The organism is Sphingomonas yabuuchiae (assembly GCF_014199595.1).
Lineage (GTDB): Bacteria > Pseudomonadota > Alphaproteobacteria > Sphingomonadales > Sphingomonadaceae > Sphingomonas > Sphingomonas yabuuchiae.
Window position 1 is genome coordinate 80,762 of record NZ_JACHNX010000004.1, and the last position, 23,663, is coordinate 104,424.

Consider the following 23,663-nt stretch of genomic DNA (forward strand, 5'->3'; position numbering starts at 1 on the left):
AAAGGCCCGCCCGGGGAACCGGACGGGCCTTTCGCTTCCAACGGACGCCGGATCAGAAGCGGGCGGTGGCCGCAACGCGGAAGAAGCGACCGATCAGACCCGAGAAATAGGGCTGGGTGCCACCCGGCACCGCCGTGGCGGGGAAGGGGGCGGTCGCGTTGAAGACATTGTCGACGATGAAGCGCAGGTTGAACTGGTCGGTCACCTTCACGCCCACCGTGGTGTTGAACACCACCCAGTCGGTCAGGCCGCTGATGTTGCGGGCATTGGGGGCTTCGTCCAGGTTGAACTTCACCTTGCCGGTATACTGACCCTGGAACAGGACATTGAAGGTGTCGCCCTCATAGGTCAGGTTCGCGGTGCCCGAATGGCGCGGATAGCCGATCTCGCCCGCGTCATGGTTGATGTCGCCCACACCCACCTGGGTCTGCAGCTTGTCGCGGTAGAAATAATTGACCGACAGGCCGACCGTACCGGCATTCTCCAGTCCGACGCGGCTGAGCGGCAGGCGGTAGGCAATGGTCGATTGCAGACCGGCCATCTCATAGGATGCGGCGTTGTAATAGCCCTGGCGGATCGTGGTCAGCTGACCATCGGCGCCGCGTGTGAACAGCCCGCAGAACTGGTTGGGATAGTTGCTCGAATCATAGCAGGCATTCAGGATGTCGGTGCCGTCCAGCGAGCGGATGGCATCGTTCAGCTTGATGTTGACCCAATCGACAGCGACCGACAGGCCAGGGATGAAGCGTGGCTGCGCGATGGCGCCTACGGTCCAGCTATTGGCCTTTTCGTTGCGCAGATCGGGGTTGCCCGCGATCGTCACCGGAATGGTGAAGTTGCTGAAGTTCGAATCGAACGTTGCAGGGTTGATCCCGGCCGCGACGCAATTGGCACGACGCGTCGCGGGATTGGGGCCATTGCCGACATAGCGTGCGTCGCACGGATCGAGGCCCGAATTGAACGCCCGCGAGGTCGGGTTGAACACCTCGGTGATCGCAGGCGAACGGATTGAGCGGGTGAAGTTGCCGCGGAAGGTCAGCCCCCGGAAGAAGCCGACCCGGCCGCCCGCCGTCCAGGTCACGTCGCCGCCCGACAGCGAGTTGTCGACATAACGCGCCGCGCCGTCGAACTCGAGCGTCTTGAGCCAGCTCAGCTCGTTCTTGCTCGACACGAACGGGACCACGACTTCGCCGAACACCTCGTTGGTGTGGAACTTGCCCCGGATCGGGTCGATGGGGATGGTGCGGCCATATTGCACGCGGCTGCCGTCCGCCTGGGGTTCGCCGAAATAATAGGCGCCGGGATCGAACTGCGTCTTTTCCTCGCGATGCTCGTAACCCAGCGACAGCGACACGTCGTTGCCGAACAGCTGGAAGACGGGGCCGTTGATGTTGGCGTTGAACACCAGCTGCTCATTGGCCGAACGCGGCGTGGCGACCGTGAAGATGTAGTCGCGCGCCGCCTGGCTGGCCTGGCCGACGCCGAAGATGTTGAGCGGGGCGCAAGCGCCGCCACCGATCGACGGGATGGTCGCGTTCACCACGCCCGGGCGGCAGGTGATGTTGCCCGAGGCATCGCGCACCGCGTCGATGGCGTTGGCGAAATTCTGCTGGATCAGCTCGAAGTTGCGGCCATTGGTGATCGACTTGCCATAGACGGCCGAGGCCTCCCACTTGAAGTCGCGACCCAGCAGCGGCACCGTGCCGTCGAACCCGCCGACGAAGCGGTACGTCTCGACCGTGGCTTCGGCGCGGCCCGTGGTCAGGTCGGCCAGCGCGCGGCCGACATAGAACTGGTTCTGACCAGCGGGCAGATTGGCCGCGATGGTCGCGCGGTCGGTGGCCGACAGATAGGGATTGTCGAGACTGAGCAGCAGGTTGCCATCGGCCGTCCCGGCATCGTCGAACAGCGCGGTGTTGTAGTTGGGCTGATCGATCAGGTTCGTGCCCTTGCTGCGGACATACCATGCCTCGCCGAAGAAGCGGATGCGGTCGCTGAACTGATAGCTGGCCTGGGCGCTGGCGATATAGCGTTCGGAGGTCGTCAGCAGGTTCGACTGGAGCGGCAGGTTATAGCCGTTGCCGCCGCTGCTGATGTAACCCTGACGCATCGGCGTGCCGAGGTCGAGCGGCACCAGCGTGCCGTTCGCGCCGAACTGCAGCAGCTGGCCCGCCGCGTTGCGGATGCCCGAGCGGCTGGCAAGGAAGTCGTCCGCACTGAACGGCACGCCGCCGATGGTGAAGGCGCTGTAGCGCTGGTTCGGGTAGAGGACGCGCTGGAACTCGCCGGCGGCGGCGGGCGTGCCGAAGAAGTAACCGGCGGCGGTGATGTCGCGGTCGGCGGCGGTCAGGCCGGTGACGCGGTTATACTCGCCCGAGATGGTGATGTTGCCGCGACCATCGGCGAAGTTCTTGCCCGCCAGCAGGCTGAGGCGTTGATCGGGGGCATCGCCCTTTTGCGACACACCCGCCTGGCCCTGGAGCTGAAGCCCATCGAAATCGCGCTTCAGGATGATGTTGACGGTGCCCGCGATCGCGTCCGAACCATAGATCGGCGCGCCGCCGATGGCGACGGTTTCGACCCGCTCAACCAGGCTGGTCGGGATGTTGTTCAGGTCGACCTGCGTACCGGCCGATACGGGGCCGAAGATGCTGGCGGTGTTCGACGACACGAAGCGGCGGCCGTTGACCAGCACCAGCGTGCGCTGCGTGCCGAGGCCGAAAAAGTCGACAAAGGTCTGGGCCGGGCCGAAGGACGACTGCGCGCCGACGCCGCTATTGCCCGGAGGACCGAAGGCCGGAATTTCGCTCAGCACCTGGCCGACATTGGTATAGCCGCGATTGGCGATCTGCGCCGCGCCCACGACCTGTGTCGGTTGCAGCGTCTCGAACTCGGGGCGGGCAATGCGCGAGCCGGTGACGACGACGTCCTGGCCGCCCGCCGCGCTCTGGTCCGCTGCGGTGTCCTGCGCGGTGCTTTCCGGCGCGGTGGCGTTTTCCGGCGCGGTCGGCGGCAGGGTCTGGGCGGCGACCGGGGCCGCAAGGAGGGTGAGCAGCGCAACGGCGCTGACGTCGCGCAGCGCGCGCGAGCGGATATTCCGGGACATGATACGCTTTCCCCAATTTTATCTATTTGTATTCATGGGGCTATTCCTGAGCATGTCAGGACGTCAACAAAAGCGTCATATGTGCTGACATTTGCGAGTTGATGCGACCTTTATACAACAACATCAGTTAGTTGGCGGTAGATCTGCTGGGTATGACAAAGGGGCGAGCGACACCTGTGTGTCTTCGCCGCAACCGCGTTTGCGAGATGCCAGAACCCGCACGGATTGCGCCGGTTCCTCGACACTTTGTCGAAATTTGGAGACGCGTTTCTACGCGAATCGAGGAAGGCGGGGACTCGGCGCATGACGCCCGAGTCCCCGCCGCAGCGGCTTAGCCGATGGCTTCGAGCACGGCGGCGCGCAGGTCGGCAATCCCCATGCCGCCCTCACTGGATGTGGCGAGAATTTCGGGGTGCGCGGCGGCGCGCTTGCGGGCCTCGACCTCGGTGCGGGCGATGACGTCGGCGAGCTCGGTCGCCTTCACCTTGTCCGCCTTGGTCAGGACGATGCGATAGCTGACCGCCGCACGGTCGAGCATCTCCAGGATTTCACGATCCACTTCCTTGATGCCGTGGCGCGAGTCGATCAGCACCAGCGCGCGCTTCAGGGCTTGGCGTCCGCGCAGAAAGTCGTTCACCAGGAAGCGCCACTGCTTGACCATGTCCTTGGGCGCCTTGGCAAAGCCATAGCCCGGCATGTCGACGAGGCGCAGCAGCGGGGGCGTGCCGACGTCGAAGAAGTTCAACTCCTGCGTCCGCCCCGGCGTGTTCGAGGTGCGCGCCAGCCCGTTGCGATTGGTCAGTGCGTTGAGCAGCGACGACTTGCCGACGTTCGACCGCCCCGCGACCGCGACTTCCGGCACGATGGGATCGGGCAGGAATTTCAGCGCGGGTGCGGACTTCAGGAAGGTGACCGGCCCGGCGAACAGCTTGCGCGCCGACTCGACCAACTCCTCCGAGAAGCCTTCGGGCGTCTCGGAGGGGGCAGGGGTGGGAAGCTCGCTCACTTGGCGACCGGCTGCTTCAGGCCCGGATGGCGGGCGTAGAGCAGGCGCTGCTGCAGGATCGAGATGCAGTTGGTGGTGATCCAGTAGACCTGAAGGCCGACCGCGAACGGCGCCATCACGAACATCAGCACCCAGGGCAGGATCGCGAAGACCTGCTTCTGCGCATCGTCCATCGGCTGCGGGTTCATCTTGAACTGGAAGTACATCGAGATGCCCAGCAGGATCGGCACGACGCCGATCGCGATGAAGTGCGGCGGGACGAAGGGCAGCAGGCCGAACAGGTTGACCGGGGTCAGCGGGTCGGGCGCGGACAGATCCTTGATCCAGGCGACGAACGGCTGATGCCGCATTTCGATCGTCAGCATCAGCACCTTGTACAGCGCATAGAAGATCGGAATCTGGATCAGCGTCGGCAGGCAGCCCGCCAGCGGATTGACCTTCTCCTGCTTGTAGAGGGCCATGACCTCCTGCTGCATCCGGACCTTGTCGTCCTTGAACCGCTCTTGCAGCGCCTTCATCTTGGGCTGCACCGCGCGCATCGCCGCCATCGAGGCGAACTGGCGCTGCGCGATCGGGAACATCAGCGCACGAATGGTGACGGTCAGCAGGATGATCGCGACGCCAAAATTGCCGACCAGGCGGAACAGCCAGTCGAGATAATAGAAGATCGGCTTTTCGAGGACGCGCAGATAGCCCCAGTCCAGCGCGTAATCGAGCTTCGTCGCGCCTTCCTTGTCGGTATAGCGGTCGAGCAGCGCCACCTCCTTGGCACCCGCGAAGAAACGCGTGGTCTGGGTCATCTGCTTGCCCGGCGCCAGCGTCTGCGGCTGGAGCGTATAGTCGGCCTGATAGGTCTGGCCCGCGCCCGCACGGAACTGGCCGTCGAACGCCTTCGCCTGATCGGGGATCAGCGTCGCCAGCCAATATTTGTCGGTGAAGCCCAGCCAGCCGCCGGTCGTGGTGAAGCGGGTCGGCGCCTTGTCCAGGTCCTTCCAGTTCGGGCCGTAATTGGCCGAGCCGTTGTTGACCGACATCGGGCCGACATGGATCGTCCAGGTATCGGGATCGGCCGAAATGCCGCGATTGACATAGCCATAGGCCGCGACCGGCACGGCCGCATTGCCGCCATTGGCCACCGTCTGCTGGACGGTGAACATGTAATCCTTGTCGACCGACAGGGTGATCTGGAAACGCTGGCCGGTGGCGTTGACGGCGCTCAGCGTGACCGGCTGGCCGGGGCGCAGCACGGGCGCGCTGGCGGTCCAGACGGCATCGGCGGCGGGCGGGTTCAGCCCGTCGGTGCGCCAGCCGAAGCCCGCGAAATAGGCACCCTCGGCACCCGCCGGCGACAGCAGGCGGATCGGCGGCGAATTCTTGTCGACCGTCTGCTTATAGTCGAGCAGGACGAGGTCATCGATCCGTGCGCCCTTCAGGTTGATCGAACCCTTCAGGCGCGGCGTGTCGATCGCCACGCGCGGGGTTTCGGCCAGCACGACCTTGCGGTCGCGAATCGCGGCCGGCGTCGTGGCGGTCGGATTGGCCGTGCTGTTGGCCACGGGCACCTGCTTGCCGCCCTCGATCTTGGTCGCGGGCGGATTGCTCGGGAAGAACTTGCTCTGGATGAGCGGCCATCCGAACAGGATCAGCGCCGCGATCACCGCGAACACGACGAAATTCTTGCGGTCTTGGTTCACGTGGAAACCCCGTTAGTGTCAGGGGACCGGGTCGGGTCCGTGCCCGCCCCAGGGATGGCACCGCGCAATGCGCTTGAGCGCCAACCAGCCCCCTTTGACCGCGCCATAGCGGCCAATGGCCTGTATTGCATAGGCCGAACAGGAGGGTTGATAGCGACAAGTGGGCGGCAGGATCAGCGAAGGGCCGAGTTGCCAGCCCCGCGCGATCAGGATCAAGGCCCGCGCGAACAGGGTCACGCGGGCTCTTGGGTCGGCGATGCGGGCTGGCGGTGCGCGCCGCCACGGGGGCTGCGCCCCTTGCCACGACCATGATGCACGCGCGGTTCGCGGGGCTTGTCATGGCCGCCGGTATCGGGCGAGGCGGCGCGGGTCAGCGCCTTGGCCAACTCGGCGGTGAGCGCCTGATAGTCGCGCTCGATCCCGCCTTGCCGTCCGATCAGGACATGATCGGCGCCCGCTATGCCCTTTTCCGGCAACAGATCGCGCGCGAGCGCCCGCAACCGGCGTTTCATCCGATTGCGAACGACCGCGTTTCCGATCTTCTTGGTGACGGTGAAGCCGACGCGAATCGTAGCGTCACCGTCATCCCGCGGGCGAACCTGCAGCACGAAGCCGGGCATCGCCACGCGTCGCCCGCCATTGGCCGCGAGGAAATCGCGGCGGCGGGTCAGCGTCGTGATTACGCCGACAGCTTCTTGCGGCCGCGTGCACGACGCGCGCGGATCACGGCACGGCCGCCCGGCGTGGCCATCCGCGAACGGAAGCCGTGACGGCGAGCGCGCACCAGATTGCTCGGCTGAAAGGTACGCTTCATCGTTCATTCCTTGGATACGTCTGAATAAAAACGGCCGCCACGAGGACGGCCTTGGTGGCAAGCCGCTTACGCAAAGCGGGCTTTCAAGTCAATCCGCTGTGCACGCCCGACACGCACCTATGCCCCTTGCGGTCGGCCAGCATCCTTTGCAGGAAGCATAAGCGGGCAGGGGAGCGCCCGTACAGGGGGATTTGCATGGCGACGATCGTGTCCACGGTGGCCTATCTGGGGCTGGGGGCGCGTGCCGTCGAAGTGCAGGTGCAACTGATCGCCGGGCTGCCCGCCTTTAATCTGGTCGGGCTGGCCGACAAGGCGGTGGGGGAGAGCAGGGAACGGGTGCGCGCCGCCATCGCCGCCATGGGCCTGGCGCTGCCGCCCAAGCGGATCGCGGTGAACCTGTCGCCCGCCGACCTGCCCAAGGAGGGATCGCATTTCGACCTGCCCATCGCGCTCGCGTTGCTGGCGGCGATGGGGGTGGTCGATGCCGAATTGCTCGCCGATCATGTCGTCGTCGGCGAATTGGCGCTGGACGGCCGGATCGGTCCATCGCCGGGCGTGCTGCTGGCAGCAATCCATGCCGCATCGATCGACAAGGGGCTGATCTGTCCTGCCGCGCAAGGGGCCGAAGCGAGCTGGGCGGGCGGTGGCGCGGTGATCGCCGCGCCCGACCTGCTCTCGCTGATCAACCATCTGAAAGGTCATTCCGTCCTGCCGACCGCCGAGGGCGGACTGGTGGAGGAGGGCGTGCCCGGCCCTGACCTGTCGCAGGTGAAGGGGCAGGAAAATGCCCGCCGCGCGTTGGAGATCGCGGCGGCTGGCGGGCATAATCTGCTGATGAGCGGTCCGCCGGGGTCGGGAAAGTCGCTGATGGCCGCTTGCCTGCCGGGCATCCTGCCGCCGCTCGATGCGGCCGAAGCGCTCGAGGTCTCGATGGTCCAGTCGGTTGCCGGAACGCTGGCCGGAGGGCGTCTGACCCGCATGCGGCCCTTCCGCGCGCCGCACCACTCAGCGTCGATGGCCGCGCTGACCGGCGGCGGCTTGAAGGCCAGGCCTGGCGAGGTCAGTCTCGCGCATCTGGGCGTCCTCTTCCTCGACGAATTGCCCGAATTCCAGCGTGCCGTGCTCGATTCGCTGCGCCAGCCGCTGGAAACCGGCACGGTCAGCATCGCGCGCGCCAACGCGCATGTGACCTTCCCCGCACGGGTGCAGCTGGTCGCCGCTATGAACCCGTGCCGCTGCGGCCATCTGGGTGACGCCGCGCTGGCCTGCGCCCGTGCCCCGCGCTGTGCGGCGGATTATCAAGCCAAGATTTCCGGGCCGCTGCTCGACCGAATCGATCTGTCCGTCGAGGTCCAGCCGGTTCGCGCCATCGACCTGTTCGCTCCCGCCGCCGCCGAATCATCGGCGACGGTCGCCGCGCGGGTGGCGGCGGCACGCGCGCTTCAGGCCGAACGCTACCGCGATGCTGCCGTGACGATCCGGACCAATGCCGAAGCGGACGGGCCATGGCTGGAACGCTTTGCGACCCCGGACGATGCAGGCCGCGCCCTGCTGGTCGAGGCGGCCGAGCGAATGCGCCTGACCGCGCGTGGCTATACCCGCGTCCTGCGCGTCGCTCGGACCATCGCCGACCTGGCGGGGGCGGAGCAGGTCGGGCGTATCCATGTCGCCGAGGCGCTGAGTTATCGCCAGCGGCCACCGGTGAATTGATGGCGGGCAAGGCCGCGCGCGGGATCGCCGCTATATTGCTGATGGCGTTCGGGCCGCCGCTGACGTGGCTGGCTATCCTCTGGTCCGATCCCGTAGGGTCTGGACTTGGCGCGCCCGCGCTCCTCTATGCTCTTGCGGCGTTGGCATCCGTACCTGGGCTCATCGGCCTTTGGATGCTGCCTGGGCGTAACCGAACCAAGGCCCTGATCCTACCGCTTTACCTGACAGCGATTGTCCTGGTCCTGCTCTACACGCTCGTGGTCTTCGTATGCGTGGCGCTGCACGATTGCCCCTGATCCCGACAATCGGCGCTTGCACCTCGCATCACCCTCGTCTAGCAGCGCCTCTTCGCTGCCCCTGTGGCGAAATTGGTAGACGCATTCGACTCAAAATCGAACGCCGCAAGGCATGCTGGTTCGAGTCCGGCCAGGGGCACCATCTTACCGAGTGTAAGATGTCGATATTGCGATAAGCTTATCTGTTCGACTGACAAGCGAACCATCTGTCGTTCCCTCACTGACCCAGATCGCATCGGAAAGCGGCGAAAGACGGCGATCGTCAGATCGCTAACGGCCATTCGTGATCCACGGCCGCTTGATATTTCAGGACGGCGTTAAAGAGCATTCGGCAAGTAGACGTTGATTTGCTGCCTGATCCTGTTCGAATCGACGACTTCATGGCTCGTTGCGAAGAGCTGTTGGCATATTAACTCTACGAACGAGATGGGCGGGGCCAAACGGGCCCGTTGCGACCTTTGGTTCGATAGCACATTTGCAGGCGCAGCAGTCTAATCCGAAGCCAGTCGAACGAAGATGGGCTTCTTCGAGTATTAGCATATTATCCTGAAGCAGCAGCGCGGCAAGTGTATAGCCGATTGAAAACACAGCTATAATGTTAAGCTGTCGGACGAACGATGGGCAACATTGACAATTCGCCGTCGGTTCTATATATGTTCCGTGAAAGGGCGGGGGCGATATGGCAGAGGCGTCTAAGAATAGGGAGGCACGTGCTTTTTCATGGTGGCTGCGAACAGGTAGGCTGCCGCAAGCGCTGGGGCCTGACGGTCTTGAGCTCAAATTCAACCCATGGCACGATCCGGCGAACGGCCGGTTTACCTCTGCGGGGGCAGGGCGCCAGGAAGCCGCAGGTGCTGGCGATGCGATTCCGAAGGCAGGTGGCCGCACCTTGGGCCGAACGGGACACGTGGCTCGGGGCCCTGGGAGAGAAAGCGGCAAGTCGCAGCGTATAGCCCTGCCGAAGGTGGGACTGTCGCGGCAAGGATCGGCGACGGGAGAAGCCAAAAAGCCCGAACGGCTTGGTCTATCGAGTGCGGAGACGAAACCCGTCGGAAGCGCGCGATCCGCTAAGCACCCGAATCCCGTTGCCGAGTTTGTCGGTGGCGTCGGTGAAGGGCTCTATGACGTCGGGAGGGGAGCGGTCGCGGATATTCAGGCCGTACTGACGACGAACCCGGTGGTGACGGTTCGCGACGCTGCCAGCGGCATTGCGAATAGGATCGATGCCGCGATCGCTGCGGAGGATATTCCTGCTCGAATCCAGATTTCGCGGGCGGCCGCCGCTGTCTCCCATGCCTCTGCACGGGATATTGGCCGTGCCTCAGCGACGGTTGCGGGAAATGTCGCACTTGCGGCGGCGCCTGGGGCTGGGCTCTCCAAAGTTGCGGCGGTCCGCCGTCTTCGCGTGATGAGGCCGCGTCCGACATTCGACCCTCCGCAGATCGGCTGGGTGAAAGAAACGATCAAATCGGACAAGCCTTGGAAATCATATAATGATTCTGCTGCTGGCGCGCGATCCGGTCATGCGCCGACATTGACGCGAACCATGCCAGACGGGTCGCAGCGACCTGTAAAATTCGATGGCGTCCAAGGCGATTACGTGATTGATCGCAAGTGGAGCGTAAGAAACATGGCGAATGCACGCGCTCAGGTCCTGCGGCAGTCGGAGGTATTGGCGCAGAATCGTCTGATCGGGCTTTGGGAGGTTCCGACGCCGGTTCAGAAGGTCAAGGCGCTCAAATTGCTCCGAAGGATGAACGTCAGCAACATTCATGTAAAGGTCGTCAAGCCATGATCGCTCAACAAGTCGCGCATATCATAGCGGAATATGTCCTCTTCGTCGAACTCACTCCCGAAGACGATCTTGATCCTCATACCGGGGAGAAGATGATGGGAATGCTTGGATGGCAGCTTGAGAATATGGACAAAGGCTTTCTCCGCCAGTTGGTCGATGCATTTCCTGTCATTGCCGAAGGATATGGCGAGGAAGCGCGGCAGTTGGTGCGCGACATACCTTATGGCTTCTACCTCGAAGAGGCGCTGGCGGCGGACGATCCGGTGCGGTTGGCAGAACTCGATGCCCTGCGCGAAGCGAGGGATTGAGGCAAGGTATCAGGGAATGAAATACGGGCGGCGAGGCGAGCTCGCATCTCGTACAGCCTCGGGCCGTGCGAGGCCGGCGAGGGCAACCAATGAAGATGGTCCAGCACTCTGGGGCCCAAAGTCGTTTGGAGGACTCCAGCAATCTTCGGTGTAGCCGGAGAATAGTGTTACGCATCGTTGCGCAACTTGCGTTGATTTATGTCCGACTATAATTCGGTTATATCAGGACGCCGGGCGAATTCATGATCCGGGCGAGGAACGGGGGTTTCGTCATGCGCCAATTGGGCCGATCGCGCAGCCTATATCTGTTGCGGGCCATGGTGCTCGTCGGCGCGGTGGCATTGGGCAGCAAGGCCCTGATCTCGGCGCCGCGCGAAACGGCTCTGTCGGGCGATATCGTGCCGGCGCATGATCCGGTGCTGATCCGCGAGGGCGATCGTTATTACGTCTATTCGACGGGTCAGCGTGACCGGCAGCCGTTGGTGGCGCGGACTTCGCGCGACCTGCGGCACTGGGCGCCGTTGCCGTCGCCTTTGCCCGATCTGCCGGACTGGGCCAGGGCAGCGGTGCCCGGCGCGCGGGAGATGTGGGCTCCCGACATCGCGCAGGTCGGGGCGCGGGTCGGGGCGCGGGTCGGGGATGGGTATCGGCTATATTACTCGGTTTCCCGCTTCGGCACGCAGCATTCGGCGATCGGCCTGGCGACCGCCACGACGTTGGATCCGGACGCACCCGGCTATGGCTGGCGGGACGAGGGGCTGGTCATCGCCTCGCGGGAGGGCGATCCGTATAATGCGATCGACCCGGCATTTGTGCGTGATCGCCAGGGCGGCGAATGGCTGAGCTTTGGAAGTTTCTGGGGCGGAATCCAACTGATCCGGCTCGATCCGTGGAGCGGCAAGCCTGCCGCCGGCGCCAAGCCACGAATGATCGCCCGGCGCGATTTGGGCGACAAGACCAATGCGATCGAGGCCCCCTTCATCATCGATCATGACGGCTGGTACTGGCTGATCGTGTCGTTCGACTTTTGCTGTCGCGGGACCAGAAGCAGCTACCATCTGCGCATCGGGCGCGCGCGGTCGATTGAGGGCCCCTATGTGGACCGCTCGGGCCGGGCGATGCGCGAGGGTGGCGGAACGATGCTTCTTCAGGCCGATGCGGCAGGGCGCGATCGCTTTCGCGGGCCGGGTCATGCCGGCGTGATGCGTGACCGCGATGGGCGCCATTATCTGGTCCACCATGCCTATGACGCGGCCGCCGGGGGTGTGGCGACGTTACGGATCGAACGGCTTTACTGGGACGAGGCGGGATGGCCGGTCGTGGAGAAGGCGGCGTCCTGACCATGCCGTCGATTCGGCGGCGGGTGCTCCAATGCCCAATTTTGATACATCGGGTTGCGCTCGTCATCGGTGGTCGAGGGTCGGCACGCAGACAAGCCTCGCGTTTCAGCCTAAAAGACGGACAAGTAAAGGCTAACGGAACGGGCGTGGGGGCTCGATCCTACTGCACTGAATTGTAATCAGAATAGCATTTTGGCAGCGCTAACATCTTTTCGCGCTCGCTCCAGGGCATGTGACCAAAAATCCACTATCTGAAGAGCGTATAAAATTTTTGTAACGTTCGGCTTGACGCGGTTGGCGTTAGTCAGACAAATCGTCCCGTCACCGGCACCGAAAATTCGGGCCAACATGAGGGGAAATCTGATGAAGCGTCACGTCCTTTTGCTGTCCGTCACGCCATGGGCGTTGCTGGCGGCGCCCGCCATGGCCCAGACGTCGACCGACGCGCAGACGACCCAAGCCGCCGATCCGAACGCGCCGATCGAGACGCAGACCGCCGTCGGCATTCGTCAGGATGTCGCCGAAGTGCCGGACCGCAGCCCCGTCCAGGCCTCGACCACCGGCCTGTCCGAAACACCGGCCGATCCGCGCGACATCGTCGTCACCGGCTTCCGCGCCAGCCTGGGTTCGGCGCAGGCGATCAAGCGGAATTCCGACGCGATCCTCGACGCGATCGTCGCGCAGGACATCGGCAAGCTGCCCGACAATACGGCGGCCGAGTCGCTGGCGCGCGTGACCGGCATCCAGGTCAGCCGCTACAGCGACGAAGTGACGCAGGTGCTGGTCCGCGGTCTGCCCGACGTGGCGACGACCTTCAACGGCCGCGACATCTTCACCGCCGAAGGCCGGGGCGTCGCGCTTCAGGATTTCCCGGCGGGTGCGCTGGCGGGTCTCGAAGTCTACAAGTCGGGCACCGCCGATCTGCTCGAGCCCGGCCTCGCGGGCCTCATCAACGTGCGTTCGCGTCGGCCGTTCGATTTCGAAAAGGGCTTCACGATCGCGGGCGGCGTTCGCGGTACCTATAACGACCAGTCGAAAAAGTTCGATCCGCTGGGCAACCTGCTCCTCAGCCAGCGTGCCGAAACCCCCATCGGTGAGATCGGCTGGCTGATCAACGCCGTCTATACCCAGGCGCAGTACCGCAACGCGGTCCGTTGGGGCGAGGGTAATACGAACAAGCCGACGGCCGGGACGACCATCCTTCCGAGCTCGGTCGGCCGCGACTTCCAGATTCCGACCGCGGTCGGCGTCTATAATGACAGCGGCAAGCGCTGGCGCCCGGCGATGAATGCCAGTGTCCAGTGGCGTCCGGCGCACAATCTCGAACTCTATTACGACTTCCTCTATCAGAGCTATCGCGGCGAAGTCGCGAACGACTGGTTCCGTGTCCCGCTGCTCGACAGCAATCCGACGCTGAGCGATGTCGTGCTGCGTCCCGGCGAGCCGCTGCAGGTGCAAAGCCTGACCAAGACCGGCGGCTATCGTCCCGAAGCGTTCCGCAGCACGGTCAAGGGTTACACGGACACGTATCAGGCGGCGGGCGGCGCCAAATGGGATATCGGTCGTGCGCATCTGTCGACCGACTTGGCCTATACCTTCTCGCAATATGGCTCTGACGAGTGGAGCTTCGACACGGCCTTCTCCAGGGCGCCGGTCGCGAACGTCAATTTCTTCGTCAACGATGGCGTGTCGTTCGACCTGCCGGGCTTCGACAACACCAATCCGGCCAACTATATCTGGCGCGGTTATTTCGAGGCGACCTACCGCGTGCAGGGCAAGGGGTGGCAATGGCGCACCGACGTGGACCTGGAAACCGATCTGTCGCTGTTCCCCAAGCTGCAATTCGGTATCCGCTGGACCGATCGCGACGCGTCGCTGAAGCGCGGCAATCGCTATGCCTATACCGAGCAGCTGGCGATCCCGCTGGCGCAGGTGCCGGTGGGCAATCTAGCGCTGACCCAGAATGCGTTCCGCGGCAACCAGGGCTTCACCAGCTGGCTGATGCCGTCGCGTGACGGCATTGCGGGCAATGCGCCGCAGCTTCGCCAATATGCCTTTGACGCGCTGCAGCGGCTGGTGGCGGGCAATCCCGCCGATCAGGGCTATCGCGACGCGCTGAACCGTTTCTCCACGCCCGAGGTTCAGCTGGACCCGTTGGCCGCCTTTTATGCCACCGAACAGACCTATGCCTTTTATGGGCAGGCGAAATACGAGTTCAACATCGGCTCGATCCGGTTCGACGGTATGATCGGTACCCGCGTCGTCAACACGGTGGGCGAATATAGCGGTATCTCGACGGTGTTGTTCGACGGCGTTCGCCGCAGCGAGGTGCGCCGCACCCGCGCCAATTATGTCGATATCCTGCCCAACATCTCGCTGCGCATTCGGCCGAGCGACAAGCTGCAGATTCGCTTCGGCGTAACAAAGACGCGGACCAAACCGCAGTTCAACCAGCTGAACCCAGCCCTGAACATCACCCAGAATACGCAGCAGGTCGTTCCCGACCAGCCGCTCGACCCGCGCTTCCCGGCGGGGCTGAACACCCGGCCCAACGCCTATGGCGGCGGCGGCAATCCGGATCTGCGCCCGCTGATCTCCAACAACTATGACGCGACGGTCGAATATTATTTCTCGCCGACCGCCTCGCTGACGGCGGCCGTGTTCTACCGCGATCTCGACGGGTTCATCGACAATTACATCAACCGCACCATCGACCCCGTTTACGGCCTGATCGAAATCAGCCGTCCGGAAAATGCGGGCAAGGGCCGCATCAAGGGCATCGAAGTGGGTGGCCAGACCTTCTTCGACTTCCTGCCGGGGCTGTGGAGCGGTATCGGCGTCCAGGCGAACGTCACCTATCTGGAAGGGACGCAGCAATACCCGGCCAATCTATTCGCCTCGACCGGCGGCACCACCGCGCCGCCGTTCGTGCCGATCCCCGGCCTGTCGAAGTGGACCTATAATATCGCTCTGTTCTATGAGAAGGGCGATGTCTCGACCCGCCTGTCATTCAACAACCGCGATGCGTATCTGAACGGCAATTTCATCAACGGCGATGGTTTCTATAACGGTGAGGGCACGACCCGCATCCAGCGGCTCGATTTCGGTTTCAACTACAACATCACCAAGGAAATCACGGTGGCCTTCGATGTGGCCAATATTCTGGCCAAGCCGTTCAACAATTATCGCAGCTATGGCAACGGCCTGTCCTATCCGCGCGACGTGCGTGACGAGGGCCGTTATTACGGCGCGGGTTTGCGCTTCCGCTTCTGACCGGATCGGGGTGGGTTGCGGCCCACCCCGCGATTATCCCCCAACGGAGCCTTACAGGGCAGGGATGGCATCACGCCGTCTCTGCCCTTTTTTGTGGGCGCCGGATGACGCGCACGGAAAACCCCGCCGGTCCTGCGACCGGCGGGGTTTCCTGTTCGTCCGGCGTTCGGATCAGACCAGCGCGTTGCGCCGGATCAGTTCCTTATACCACTGCGCGCTCAGCTTGGGGGTGCGCTTCTGGGTCGCATAGTCGACATGGTGCAGGCCGAAGCGCAGGCCATAGCCGTCGGCCCATTCGAAATTGTCCATCAGGCTCCACAGGAAATAGCCCTTGAGCGGATAGCCTTCGGCCGCCGCACGGCGGAACTGGCCCAGATAGTTGCGCAGATACATGATCCGGTCGCCGTCATCGACCAGGCCCTTGTCGTTCAGCTTGTCGTCGGCCGAGGTGCCGTTCTCCGAGATGTAGATCGCCTTGGGGTTCCACATCTCGCTGACCGCGCGCACGCCCCAATAGGCGGCCTCGGGGCCGACATAGAGCCAGGGAGAGGCCATGCGCGGCGAGTTGGGCAGATGCGGCAGCGGGGTATAGCCGCGCGGATCCTCCGGGTTCGCCTTCACGAAGGTCGGCGTGTAGATGTTCAGCGCCACGAAATCGAGCGGGCTTGCGATCGCGGCCATGTCGCCCGCCTGCACCTTGGGCGCATCGGCCCCGGCGCTCTTCAGATAGGCGTCGGTATATTTGCCCTCCATCACGGCGGTCAGGAACATCGCGTTCTCTTCGCGCATCGCCTTCTTGGTCGCCTCGATATGCTCGGGCGTCTCGATGACGGGGACGAAGATGCTGGCATTGTCGGCAATGCCGACCTCCGTGCCCGCCTTGGCATTGGCGCGGATCGCCTGGACGCCCAGGCCGTGCGCCAGACAGCCATGGTGGCGGACCTGGTTCACCTGGCCCTGGGGCAGCTTCAGGCCCGGCGCATGAATGCCCACCATGTGACCGAGATCGGTGAAGCAGCGCAGCTCGTTGACCGTCATGAAGCGGTGGACGCGATCGGACAGCTTGCCCGCCATGAAGCCCGCATAGTCGGCGAACGCCTTGGCCGTGTCGCGATTCTGCCAGCCGCCGGGCAGCGCTTGCGGCAGGTCCCAGTGGAACATGGTGACGTTGGGCTGGATGCCCGCCGCCAGCAGCGCGTCGATCACGCGGTTATAATAGTCGAGGCCCTTCTGGTTGAACTTGCCGCGCCCCTCGGGGAAGATGCGCGACCAGGCGATCGACATGCGATACGCCTTCACGCCCAGGTTCTTCAGGAGCGCGATGTCCTCGTTATAGCGGTGATAGCTGTCGCAGGCGACATCCCCCGTATCGTTGTTCGCGACCTTGCCGGGGGTGTGCGAGAACACGTCCCAGTTGGTCAGGCCGCGCCCGTCTTCCTTGACCGCACCTTCGATCTGGTAGGAGGCGGTGGCGCAACCCCAGAGAAAATCCTTGGGAAAGCTGAGGTCCGACGCCGTGGCAGCCGCCGCGCGCGTGGCGGCCAGCGTGCCGCCGCCGGTGGCGAGGGCGGCACCGCCCATCGCCATGCCGCTCTTCATGAAATTACGACGGTCCATATTTTGTCCTCTTCTGTAGCTCTTTGTGACGATGTTCGGGTGAATGAAGCCTGTCGCCGCCGTCAGGGGCGGGCGGGCAGGGGTCGGGTCAGATCGGTGGCCAGCCAGACGAGCGGCGCGTTCCAGTTGATCGCGACCTCGTTGTGCGCATAGGCGCGGGCGTCGTCGATCCAGCATCGCTGGCCGATGCACTTGCCCTTCAGCGGTGCGGAGGCCGGTTCGGGAAAGACGGTGCTGTTCGCCCCGCCGCTCAGCACGCCCGGTGGCGGGCCGGGAAGCTTGGCGTCGAACTGATGCGCCCAGAAACGGTGATGCGGGTTCTGCATCGGCTTCCACCCGAACCCGCTGACATAGCTCTGGTCGAGCGGATTGCGCCCCAGCACATAGTCCATCGCATCGACCGCGCCGTCGCGGTAGCGGGCTTCGCCGGTGAAACGCGCCGCCAGCGCCAACACCTGCCCACGCCCGAGCAGCACGCTGTTCGATCCCCAGCGATAGGCGGTCGACGCATAAGGGATGCGATAGCCCGACCGCGCTTCCTCGGCGAGGAAGCGATCGGCCAGCGCGACCAGCTTGGCGCGGGCCGCCGCGCGCTCGACGGGCTGGACACCCGTCGCGGTCGCCAGCGTGATCGTACCCAGCGCGGCGACGCTGCCCCAGCTCGCCTCGCCGGTCAGCGGGGCGGCATGGAGCGGCATCTTGTGCAGCGATTCCGCCAGTTCGGGCATGCCGGTGGCGGCATAAAGCTCGGCGGTCGCCCAATAGAGCTCGTCGGACAGCTCGCCATCGCCATAACCGCCGCTGCCGTCGAACGCTTGCGCGGCATAGACGTCCGGGTTGCGCAGCGCCGCCCGGTACGCCTTGCCCGCCGCCACCAGGCAGCGCCGGGCGAAGTCGTCGTCGATCCCCCGCCAGATGCGCGAACATTGCGCGGCGGTGGCGGCGAGGTTCAGCGTGGCCGCCGTGCTGGGCGGGAACAGCAGCCGTTCCTCATGATCGTCGGCGGGCGGGGTGGGAATCGTCGTCCAGTGGCGGTCGGCGATCTTGTGATGCGCCATGCCGCCCGCATCCACCGGCGTCAGCCGCAACGGCCCGCGCCCCTGTCGCCCGAGCGGCAGCGTCATGGTCTGGCCGTCGGGTACCTGCATTGCCAACAGGAAGCGCATTTCGAAACGCGTCTCATCGAGCAGGTCGTTAATGCCGTTCCCCGCCTCGGGCAGTGCGGCGCTGCCATCGGGGAAGGGGGGAGAGGCGGCATCCACCTCATAGAGATTTTGCAGCATCCACAACGCGATGCCGCCATTGACGACATATTTGCCCTGGTCGCCCGCATCATACCAGCCGCCGGTCACGTCAAGCGTATAGGGACAGCCCGGCCAGTCGGTGCCCGCCTGATCGAGCCCCTTGAAGCAGGTGACGACCTCATGGGTATGCCCCGCCGCGCGCGCCCATTGGCTGCCACCAGCGAACCGCGCATCGATCGCCACCCCTGCGCGCTGTTGGTAGAAGAAATTGAGCGAGGCGCGTGACAGCGGGCGATAGACATCGGCCGCGATCGTGAAGGCATGGCCGGTGCGGCCATCGACCTTCAGCCGATAGGTGCCGGGCGTGCGGAACGTGCCGAAGTCGATCTGCTGCACCGTATCGCCCGAGGCGGCGTCGGGGCCGAAGACCGTGGCATTGCCTTGCGCAACCGTACGACCCTTTTCGTCGAGCAATTCCCAGGGCAGGGGTGCGCCGTCCTGTGCGACGATCGCGCGTTTGGCGGTGTCGGGGCGGAAGCCGATCTGGTTGAGATGCGGCCCCGGCGTTTCCCCCGCGCCGGTCGCCGCCAAAGCCAGCAGCGGAAGGATCACGCGCGTCACAGCAGCGGGCCCTTGGCCTGCACCGTGCCGCTCGTCCGCGCGAAGTCGAACCCGTCCTGCCCGCCACGCGTCGCCGTCATGGCGGGGGCCAGCGGAGAGGGGGCGGTCATGCGCAGGAAATCGCCATGGCTCGGCATCCGTGCGGCGGTATCGGCATAACCCGCGCGCATCTGCTCCAGCGCCTGGGCGACCAGATCCTCGTCCAGCGCATCGGCGGCGGGTTCCCAGCTTTGAGGCACCAACCCCTGGCCCAGGCAGACCGCAACCCAGCTGGGGTTGCTGAACAGGTCATAGCCCTCGCGGAACAGCCGCCCCTTGCCCGACCACAGCGCCATCTTGCGCGCGAGACTCTCGGGCACCTCCATGGTGCGCACCCGGTTCCAGAAGGGCGTGTCGTCGCGCCGCGTCGCCTTGTAATGCAGGATGATGAAGTCGCGCACATCCTCATACAGGTCGTGCATCTGGCGGTTGAACTCGTCGCGCTCGGCGGGGTCGAAACGCGTGTCGGGGAACAGCGCCACCAAACGCTGGATCGCGGCCTGGACCAGATGGATGCTGGTCGATTCCAGCGGCTCCAGGAAACCGCTCGACAGGCCGAGCGCCACGACGTTGCGGTTCCAGCTCTGCCGCCGCCGCCCGGCGGTGAAGCGTAGGTGGCGGGGATCGCCCAGCAACTCGCCCTCCAGGCTGCCTAGCAATTGTGCCTCGACCGCCTCGGAATCGAGATAGTCGCTGCAATAGACCAAGCCATTGCCCATCCGGTGCTGGAGCGGGATGCGCCATTGCCACCCGGCATCGCGCGCGGTGGCGCGGGTGAAGGGATCGGGCTCGGCCGGATTGGGCAGCGCGCATGGCGCCGCGACCGCGCGGTCGCAGGGCAGCCACTGGGCATAGCTCTCATAGCCGGTGCCCAGCGCCTCCTCGATCAACAGGCCGCGAAAGCCCGAACAGTCGATGAACAGGTCGCCTTCGATCCGCCGCCCATCGGCCAGCGTCACCGCCTCGACATAACCATCCTCGGCCCGCAGGTTGACCGCGTCGATCCGCCCCTCGATCCGCGTCACCCCGCCCCGTTCGGCATAGCCGCGCAGATAGCGCGCATAGAGCGAGGCGTCGAAATGGAAGGCGTAGAACAGTTCGCGGATCGGCGAGCGGGCATCGGGCTTGGCGCGGCCGAACTTGCCCGCCTTCGCCGCGACCGCGCTCATCGACCATTCGGCAATGTCGGGCAGGGCGCGACGGCTGCGTTCGCGCAAATAGAGCTGGTGGAAATGCACGCCCTGCAGATCCTGCGCATGGCGGCCGAACGGGTGGATATAGCGTTCGCCCTTGTCGCCCCAGTCGACGAACTCGATGCCCAGCTTGAACGTGCCCGCCGTCTTGGCGAGGAAGTCATTCTCGTCCAGGCCGAGCATCTGGTTGAAGGTGATGATCGGCGGGATCGTCGCCTCGCCGACGCCGACCGTGCCGATCTCCTCGGACTCGACCAGCGTGACATGGGTATAACAGTTGTTCAGCAGCCGGGCGAAAGCGGCGGCGGCCATCCATCCGGCGGTGCCGCCGCCGACGATGACGACCCGGCGGATCAAATGGTCGGAATGGGGAGTCATCGGGCAAGGCGCCTCATCTGGGCCGCGCGCCACTGCGCATGGGCCGGAACATGGGGAAGGGCGGCGGCAATCGCGTCGGTCATCCGCGCCATGGCGGCATCGACTTGCGGCGCAGGGACGCCGTGGACCAGGAGGTCGATACGACGGGGAAGATAGCCTTGCCCGAGCAGGATCGCGGCCCAGCTGTCGCGGGTGAAGGTCTCTTCCTCGTAAAAGGGCAGGCGGCCGCGTTCGCCGAACTGGCCGAGCGTATGCGCCAGCGACGCAGGGAGTTCGGCCTGCGCCACCGCCTGCCACATCGGCTCGGGGCGGCGGGCGGTGCGGTAATGCGCGGCCAGGAAATCGCGCACCCGCTCCGCCTCGGCCAGGGTCTGGCGATTGAAGTCGGCGGCCTCGACCTCGGCCATGGCGGTGTCGGGCAGCATGGTGACGAGCCGGTCGATCGCACTCAGCGCCAGATGCAGATTGCACCATTCCAGCGGTTCGACCTGCGTCGCCGCGTCGCCGATCGCGATGCAGTTGCCGCGCCAGGCCCGGGCCCGCGTGCCGGGGCGGATGACGATGGGGGCGTCGGACACGGCCCCGTCACGTGCCAGCATCGCGGCGGCATCGGCATCGGACAGATGTGCGCTGCCATAGGCCATGCCGACCTGCTCGCCGCTCGACCAGCGCCAGCCTGCGGCATGGGCAGTCGCGGGCGTCAGCACCGGTGCCCCTTCGCCCGACACCTGCGTGCCCAGCAGCACGCGGTCGCAGGGCAGCCAGTCGCGCCAATCCTGCCACGCATCGTCGATGCTGCCACGCAGCAGCGCGGCGGGGCCGGTCGCGTCGATATAGAGATGCGCAGTTAGAGGCGCGCCATGCTGCACTGCGATAGCGGTCACATGGCCGGTCGCATCGACCTGCACCTGAGTGATCGAATCCGTGACCTCGCGGACCCCGACATGCAGGGCAAAGGCACGCATCATCGCCACCTGGCGGGGGAGGTCGAGCGTCAGGCCATAGTCGTGCCCGGCAAAGGGCGTGCCCGGTGACGGCGGCATGAAGCCACCCGCTCGCGCCAGCTGCGCCGCCGGGCAATAGGCGTCGAACGGAGCTGCGCGGCCGTCGCGCATCGCGCGGACCCAATGGAGGTGAAACGCCGCCGGACCGATGGCGTGGCCATAGCTGCCATAGGCATGGACATAGTCGGGCAGTCCCTCCGCCCAGCCGAAAAAGCGCGTGCCCAGCCGATAGCCCGCGCCGGTGCGCGTCACCCCGTCATCCTCGCTGATGCCCAGATCGGCATGGAAACCGGGCAGCGAAGGCAGGGTGCAGGCGATCCGGTCGGCGAGTGCGTCATGGGCGGCCGGGGTGGCGAGCAGCGTGACGTCCAGGAACGGTGCGCGGCGCTTCAGCGCGGCGGCGGCGCTCCAGGCGGTCAGGCCACTGCCCGCGACCAGCACATGGCGGATCGGCGCGCTCATGCCGCCACCATCGGGCAATAGCGTTCCAGAAAGGCGCGGTGATCGGGCCGCCTGGCGACTTCAGCAGCGATCTCGCTGCGAAGCGATCGAACGGCCTGGACCAGATCGCCGGTCCCCGCCACATCGGCACGCGGGTCCCAGCCTTCGGGGAGGATGCCCTGGCCCAGATACACCGCGATCCAGCTGGCATCCAGAAACACACCCTCGCGATACTTCACCACCCGGCCGCGACGGCGCCACAGCTCCAGCTTTTCGTCCAGGCTGTCGGGGATCGCCATGGTGCGGACATAGTTCCAGAAGGGCGAATCGTCGCGCGACGTGGCGTGGTAATGCAGGATCAGAAAGTCCCGGATCCGGTCATATTCCAGATCGATGACCCGGTTGAATTCGTCGCGGTCGGACGCGTCCATCTGGCGGCCGGGGAACAGCTCGATCAGTGCGGTGATCGCCTGTTGCACCAGATAGATGCTGGTCGATTCGAGCGGTTCCAGGAAACCGCTGGCCAGCCCGATGGCGACGCAATTGCCGACCCAGCTTCGCCGCCGTCGCCCGGCCTTGAAGCGCAACAGGCGCGGCTCGGCCAGCTTCTCGCCCTCCACCGCTTCCTCCAGCGCGCGGGCGGCATCGCCGTTGCTGATGAAGTCGCTGGCATAGACATAGCCATTGCCGGTCCGGTGCTGGAGCGGGATGCGCCAGCGCCAGCCCGCAGGCATAGCGATCGCGCTGGTATAGGGGGTGACGGCCGTTTCGGTCCGGCACGGCATGGCGACGGCGCGGTCGGTCGGCAGCCATTTCGACCAGTCCTCGAACGGCTCGTCCAGCGTCTGGCCCAGCAGCAGCGAGCGGAAACCCGAGCAATCGATGAACAGGTCGCCCTCGACCCGCTCGCCATCGGCCAGCGTGACCGAACGGATCAGCCCGCTCTCGCCGTCGCGCTCGACATCGACGACCATGCCTTCGGTGCGCACCGCACCCGCTTCCTCCGCCAGGCTGCGCAGATAGGGGGCGAACAACAGCGCATCGAATTGATAGGCATAGCCGAAAGTGGAAGTCAGGCCGCCCCGGCCCTGATCGGGATGCTCGAACCGCGCCTCACGCGCCAGGGTACAGGCATAGGATAGCTGGTCGAGCGGTGGCAGATCCTGTCCCTCGCGTGCCAGCCGCGACCAGTAATGGTGGAAATCGATCGCCCCCGCGCCGCGTCCGAACGTGCCGAAGGGGTGGATATAGCTGTCGCCGATCCGGCCCCAATCGCGAAACTCGATGCCCAGTTTGAAGGTGGCCCGGGTGCGCGCCATGAACTCCGCCTCGGGGATTCCCAGGCGTTCGTTGAAGGAGCGGATATGGGGCAGAGTCGCCTCGCCGACGCCAACGACACCGATCGCCTCGGACTCGATCAGGCGGACCGTGCATTGTCCCGAAAGAAGACGAGTCAGGGCCGCGCCGGCCATCCAGCCCGCCGTACCGCCGCCCACAATGACGACCCGCACCACGTCGTTTGTCACTTTCGTCATCCACCCCCGACCCGGTGATTCCCGGGCCAATTTCTCATTTCATGCCGTGCGTTGGGTCCTGCCGCAATCCACCGACAGGGGGAGCGTGGCAGGAATGTCGCACCTTGTCCCGGATCGGACATTCTTTAAGTTAAACATCTTGTCGAAATGTTGCTGGTAGCGCAATCATGAGTCTGTGAAACGTGTCGAAAGGCACGATCGCGACCGAACCAAGCGACGCCATGGGGCGCGCGACAAGGGGGGGATGAC

At 65.0% G+C, this 23,663-nt stretch carries 17 protein-coding genes and 1 tRNA gene; 7 read left to right on the forward strand and 11 right to left on the reverse strand.

Annotation, left to right across the window (positions count from 1 at the left end):
• Positions 1–52: 52 nt before the first annotated feature.
• The 6 genes from GGQ89_RS07140 to rpmH all read right to left on the reverse strand — a co-directional run bounded on the left by GGQ89_RS07140 (position 53) and on the right by rpmH (position 6,620).
• Positions 53–3,106, reverse strand: coding sequence for a TonB-dependent receptor domain-containing protein (locus GGQ89_RS07140; protein ID WP_184105226.1), 3,054 nt, complete (start codon positions 3,104–3,106; stop codon positions 53–55).
• 331 nt (positions 3,107–3,437) lie between these two features.
• The gene (gene yihA, locus GGQ89_RS07145) at positions 3,438–4,112 is read right to left on the reverse strand and encodes a ribosome biogenesis GTP-binding protein YihA/YsxC (RefSeq protein WP_056429892.1); all 675 of its coding nucleotides are present in this window, start codon (positions 4,110–4,112) and stop codon (positions 3,438–3,440) included.
• Positions 4,109–5,806 (reverse strand): membrane protein insertase YidC, encoded by a 1,698-nt coding sequence (gene yidC / locus GGQ89_RS07150; protein ID WP_184105228.1) that lies wholly within the window; start codon positions 5,804–5,806, stop codon positions 4,109–4,111. The genes yihA and yidC overlap by 4 nt, the downstream gene beginning before the upstream one ends.
• 18 nt (positions 5,807–5,824) lie before the next feature.
• Positions 5,825–6,037 (reverse strand): membrane protein insertion efficiency factor YidD, encoded by a 213-nt coding sequence (gene yidD / locus GGQ89_RS07155; protein WP_042490341.1) that lies wholly within the window; start codon positions 6,035–6,037, stop codon positions 5,825–5,827.
• Positions 6,038–6,039: 2 nt separating this feature from the next.
• The gene (gene rnpA, locus GGQ89_RS07160; protein WP_380772524.1) at positions 6,040–6,426 is read right to left on the reverse strand and encodes a ribonuclease P protein component; all 387 of its coding nucleotides are present in this window, start codon (positions 6,424–6,426) and stop codon (positions 6,040–6,042) included.
• Between the two features lie 59 nt (positions 6,427–6,485).
• Positions 6,486–6,620 (reverse strand): 50S ribosomal protein L34, encoded by a 135-nt coding sequence (gene rpmH / locus GGQ89_RS07165; protein ID WP_042490346.1) that lies wholly within the window; start codon positions 6,618–6,620, stop codon positions 6,486–6,488.
• A 195-nt stretch (positions 6,621–6,815) separates the two neighbouring features.
• Between rpmH and GGQ89_RS07170 the strand changes: the two genes are divergently transcribed.
• The 7 genes from GGQ89_RS07170 (at position 6,816) to GGQ89_RS07200 (ending at position 15,342) form a co-directional block, all read left to right on the forward strand.
• Complete coding sequence (locus GGQ89_RS07170; protein ID WP_184105230.1) at positions 6,816–8,330, forward strand: YifB family Mg chelatase-like AAA ATPase; 1,515 nt, start codon at positions 6,816–6,818, stop codon at positions 8,328–8,330.
• On the forward strand, positions 8,330–8,626 hold the full coding sequence (locus tag GGQ89_RS07175) for a hypothetical protein (protein ID WP_184105232.1): 297 nt from the start codon (positions 8,330–8,332) through the stop codon (positions 8,624–8,626). The genes GGQ89_RS07170 and GGQ89_RS07175 overlap by 1 nt, the downstream gene beginning before the upstream one ends.
• A 57-nt stretch (positions 8,627–8,683) precedes the next feature.
• A tRNA-Leu gene (locus GGQ89_RS07180) sits at positions 8,684–8,768 on the forward strand.
• Between the two features lie 822 nt (positions 8,769–9,590).
• Positions 9,591–10,421 carry a hypothetical protein gene (locus tag GGQ89_RS07185; protein ID WP_184105233.1) on the forward strand — a complete coding sequence of 277 codons (831 nt, stop codon included), beginning with the start codon at positions 9,591–9,593 and terminating at the stop codon, positions 10,419–10,421.
• Positions 10,418–10,729: a hypothetical protein gene (locus GGQ89_RS07190; protein WP_184105235.1), complete on the forward strand. Its 312-nt coding sequence runs from the start codon at positions 10,418–10,420 to the stop codon at positions 10,727–10,729. The genes GGQ89_RS07185 and GGQ89_RS07190 overlap by 4 nt, the downstream gene beginning before the upstream one ends.
• 272 nt (positions 10,730–11,001) lie before the next feature.
• Positions 11,002–12,069, forward strand: coding sequence for an arabinan endo-1,5-alpha-L-arabinosidase (locus tag GGQ89_RS07195; protein WP_240456453.1), 1,068 nt, complete (start codon positions 11,002–11,004; stop codon positions 12,067–12,069).
• A 363-nt stretch (positions 12,070–12,432) separates the two neighbouring features.
• Complete coding sequence (locus tag GGQ89_RS07200) at positions 12,433–15,342, forward strand: TonB-dependent receptor (protein WP_184105239.1); 2,910 nt, start codon at positions 12,433–12,435, stop codon at positions 15,340–15,342.
• A 171-nt stretch (positions 15,343–15,513) separates the two neighbouring features.
• Here the strand turns inward: GGQ89_RS07200 and GGQ89_RS07205 are convergent, their stop codons facing one another.
• The 5 genes from GGQ89_RS07205 to GGQ89_RS07225 form a co-directional block, all read right to left on the reverse strand.
• Positions 15,514–16,959, reverse strand: a complete 1,446-nt coding sequence (locus tag GGQ89_RS07205; RefSeq protein WP_184105241.1) for a GH1 family beta-glucosidase — start codon at positions 16,957–16,959, stop codon at positions 15,514–15,516.
• Between the two features lie 62 nt (positions 16,960–17,021).
• Positions 17,022–18,824 (reverse strand): glycoside hydrolase family 9 protein, encoded by a 1,803-nt coding sequence (locus tag GGQ89_RS07210; RefSeq protein ID WP_184105243.1) that lies wholly within the window; start codon positions 18,822–18,824, stop codon positions 17,022–17,024.
• Complete coding sequence (locus GGQ89_RS07215) at positions 18,821–20,434, reverse strand: tryptophan halogenase family protein (RefSeq protein WP_184105244.1); 1,614 nt, start codon at positions 20,432–20,434, stop codon at positions 18,821–18,823. Before GGQ89_RS07215 ends, GGQ89_RS07210 begins: the two co-directional genes overlap by 4 nt.
• Positions 20,431–21,900, reverse strand: a complete 1,470-nt coding sequence (locus tag GGQ89_RS07220; protein WP_184105245.1) for a tryptophan halogenase family protein — start codon at positions 21,898–21,900, stop codon at positions 20,431–20,433. Before GGQ89_RS07220 ends, GGQ89_RS07215 begins: the two co-directional genes overlap by 4 nt.
• Complete coding sequence (locus GGQ89_RS07225) at positions 21,897–23,414, reverse strand: tryptophan halogenase family protein (RefSeq protein ID WP_184105246.1); 1,518 nt, start codon at positions 23,412–23,414, stop codon at positions 21,897–21,899. The genes GGQ89_RS07220 and GGQ89_RS07225 overlap by 4 nt, the downstream gene beginning before the upstream one ends.
• Positions 23,415–23,663 lie beyond the last annotated feature (249 nt).

Bases quoted from the DNA above. Each gene is read 5' to 3' on its own strand.
- GGQ89_RS07140 (WP_184105226.1), bottom strand. From the start codon at position 3,106: ATGTCCCGGAATATCCGCTCGCGCGCGCTGCGCGACGTCAGCGCCGTT.
- rnpA (WP_380772524.1), bottom strand. From the start codon at position 6,426: ATGCCCGGCTTCGTGCTGCAGGTTCGCCCGCGGGATGACGGTGACGCT.
- rpmH (WP_042490346.1), bottom strand. From the start codon at position 6,620: ATGAAGCGTACCTTTCAGCCGAGCAATCTGGTGCGCGCTCGCCGTCAC.
- GGQ89_RS07170 (WP_184105230.1), top strand. From the start codon at position 6,816: ATGGCGACGATCGTGTCCACGGTGGCCTATCTGGGGCTGGGGGCGCGT.
- GGQ89_RS07175 (WP_184105232.1), top strand. From the start codon at position 8,330: ATGGCGGGCAAGGCCGCGCGCGGGATCGCCGCTATATTGCTGATGGCG.
- GGQ89_RS07190 (WP_184105235.1), top strand. From the start codon at position 10,418: ATGATCGCTCAACAAGTCGCGCATATCATAGCGGAATATGTCCTCTTC.
- GGQ89_RS07195 (WP_240456453.1), top strand. From the start codon at position 11,002: ATGCGCCAATTGGGCCGATCGCGCAGCCTATATCTGTTGCGGGCCATG.
- GGQ89_RS07200 (WP_184105239.1), top strand. From the start codon at position 12,433: ATGAAGCGTCACGTCCTTTTGCTGTCCGTCACGCCATGGGCGTTGCTG.
- GGQ89_RS07205 (WP_184105241.1), bottom strand. From the start codon at position 16,959: ATGGACCGTCGTAATTTCATGAAGAGCGGCATGGCGATGGGCGGTGCC.
- GGQ89_RS07215 (WP_184105244.1), bottom strand. From the start codon at position 20,434: ATGACTCCCCATTCCGACCATTTGATCCGCCGGGTCGTCATCGTCGGC.
- GGQ89_RS07220 (WP_184105245.1), bottom strand. From the start codon at position 21,900: ATGAGCGCGCCGATCCGCCATGTGCTGGTCGCGGGCAGTGGCCTGACC.
- GGQ89_RS07225 (WP_184105246.1), bottom strand. From the start codon at position 23,414: ATGACGAAAGTGACAAACGACGTGGTGCGGGTCGTCATTGTGGGCGGC.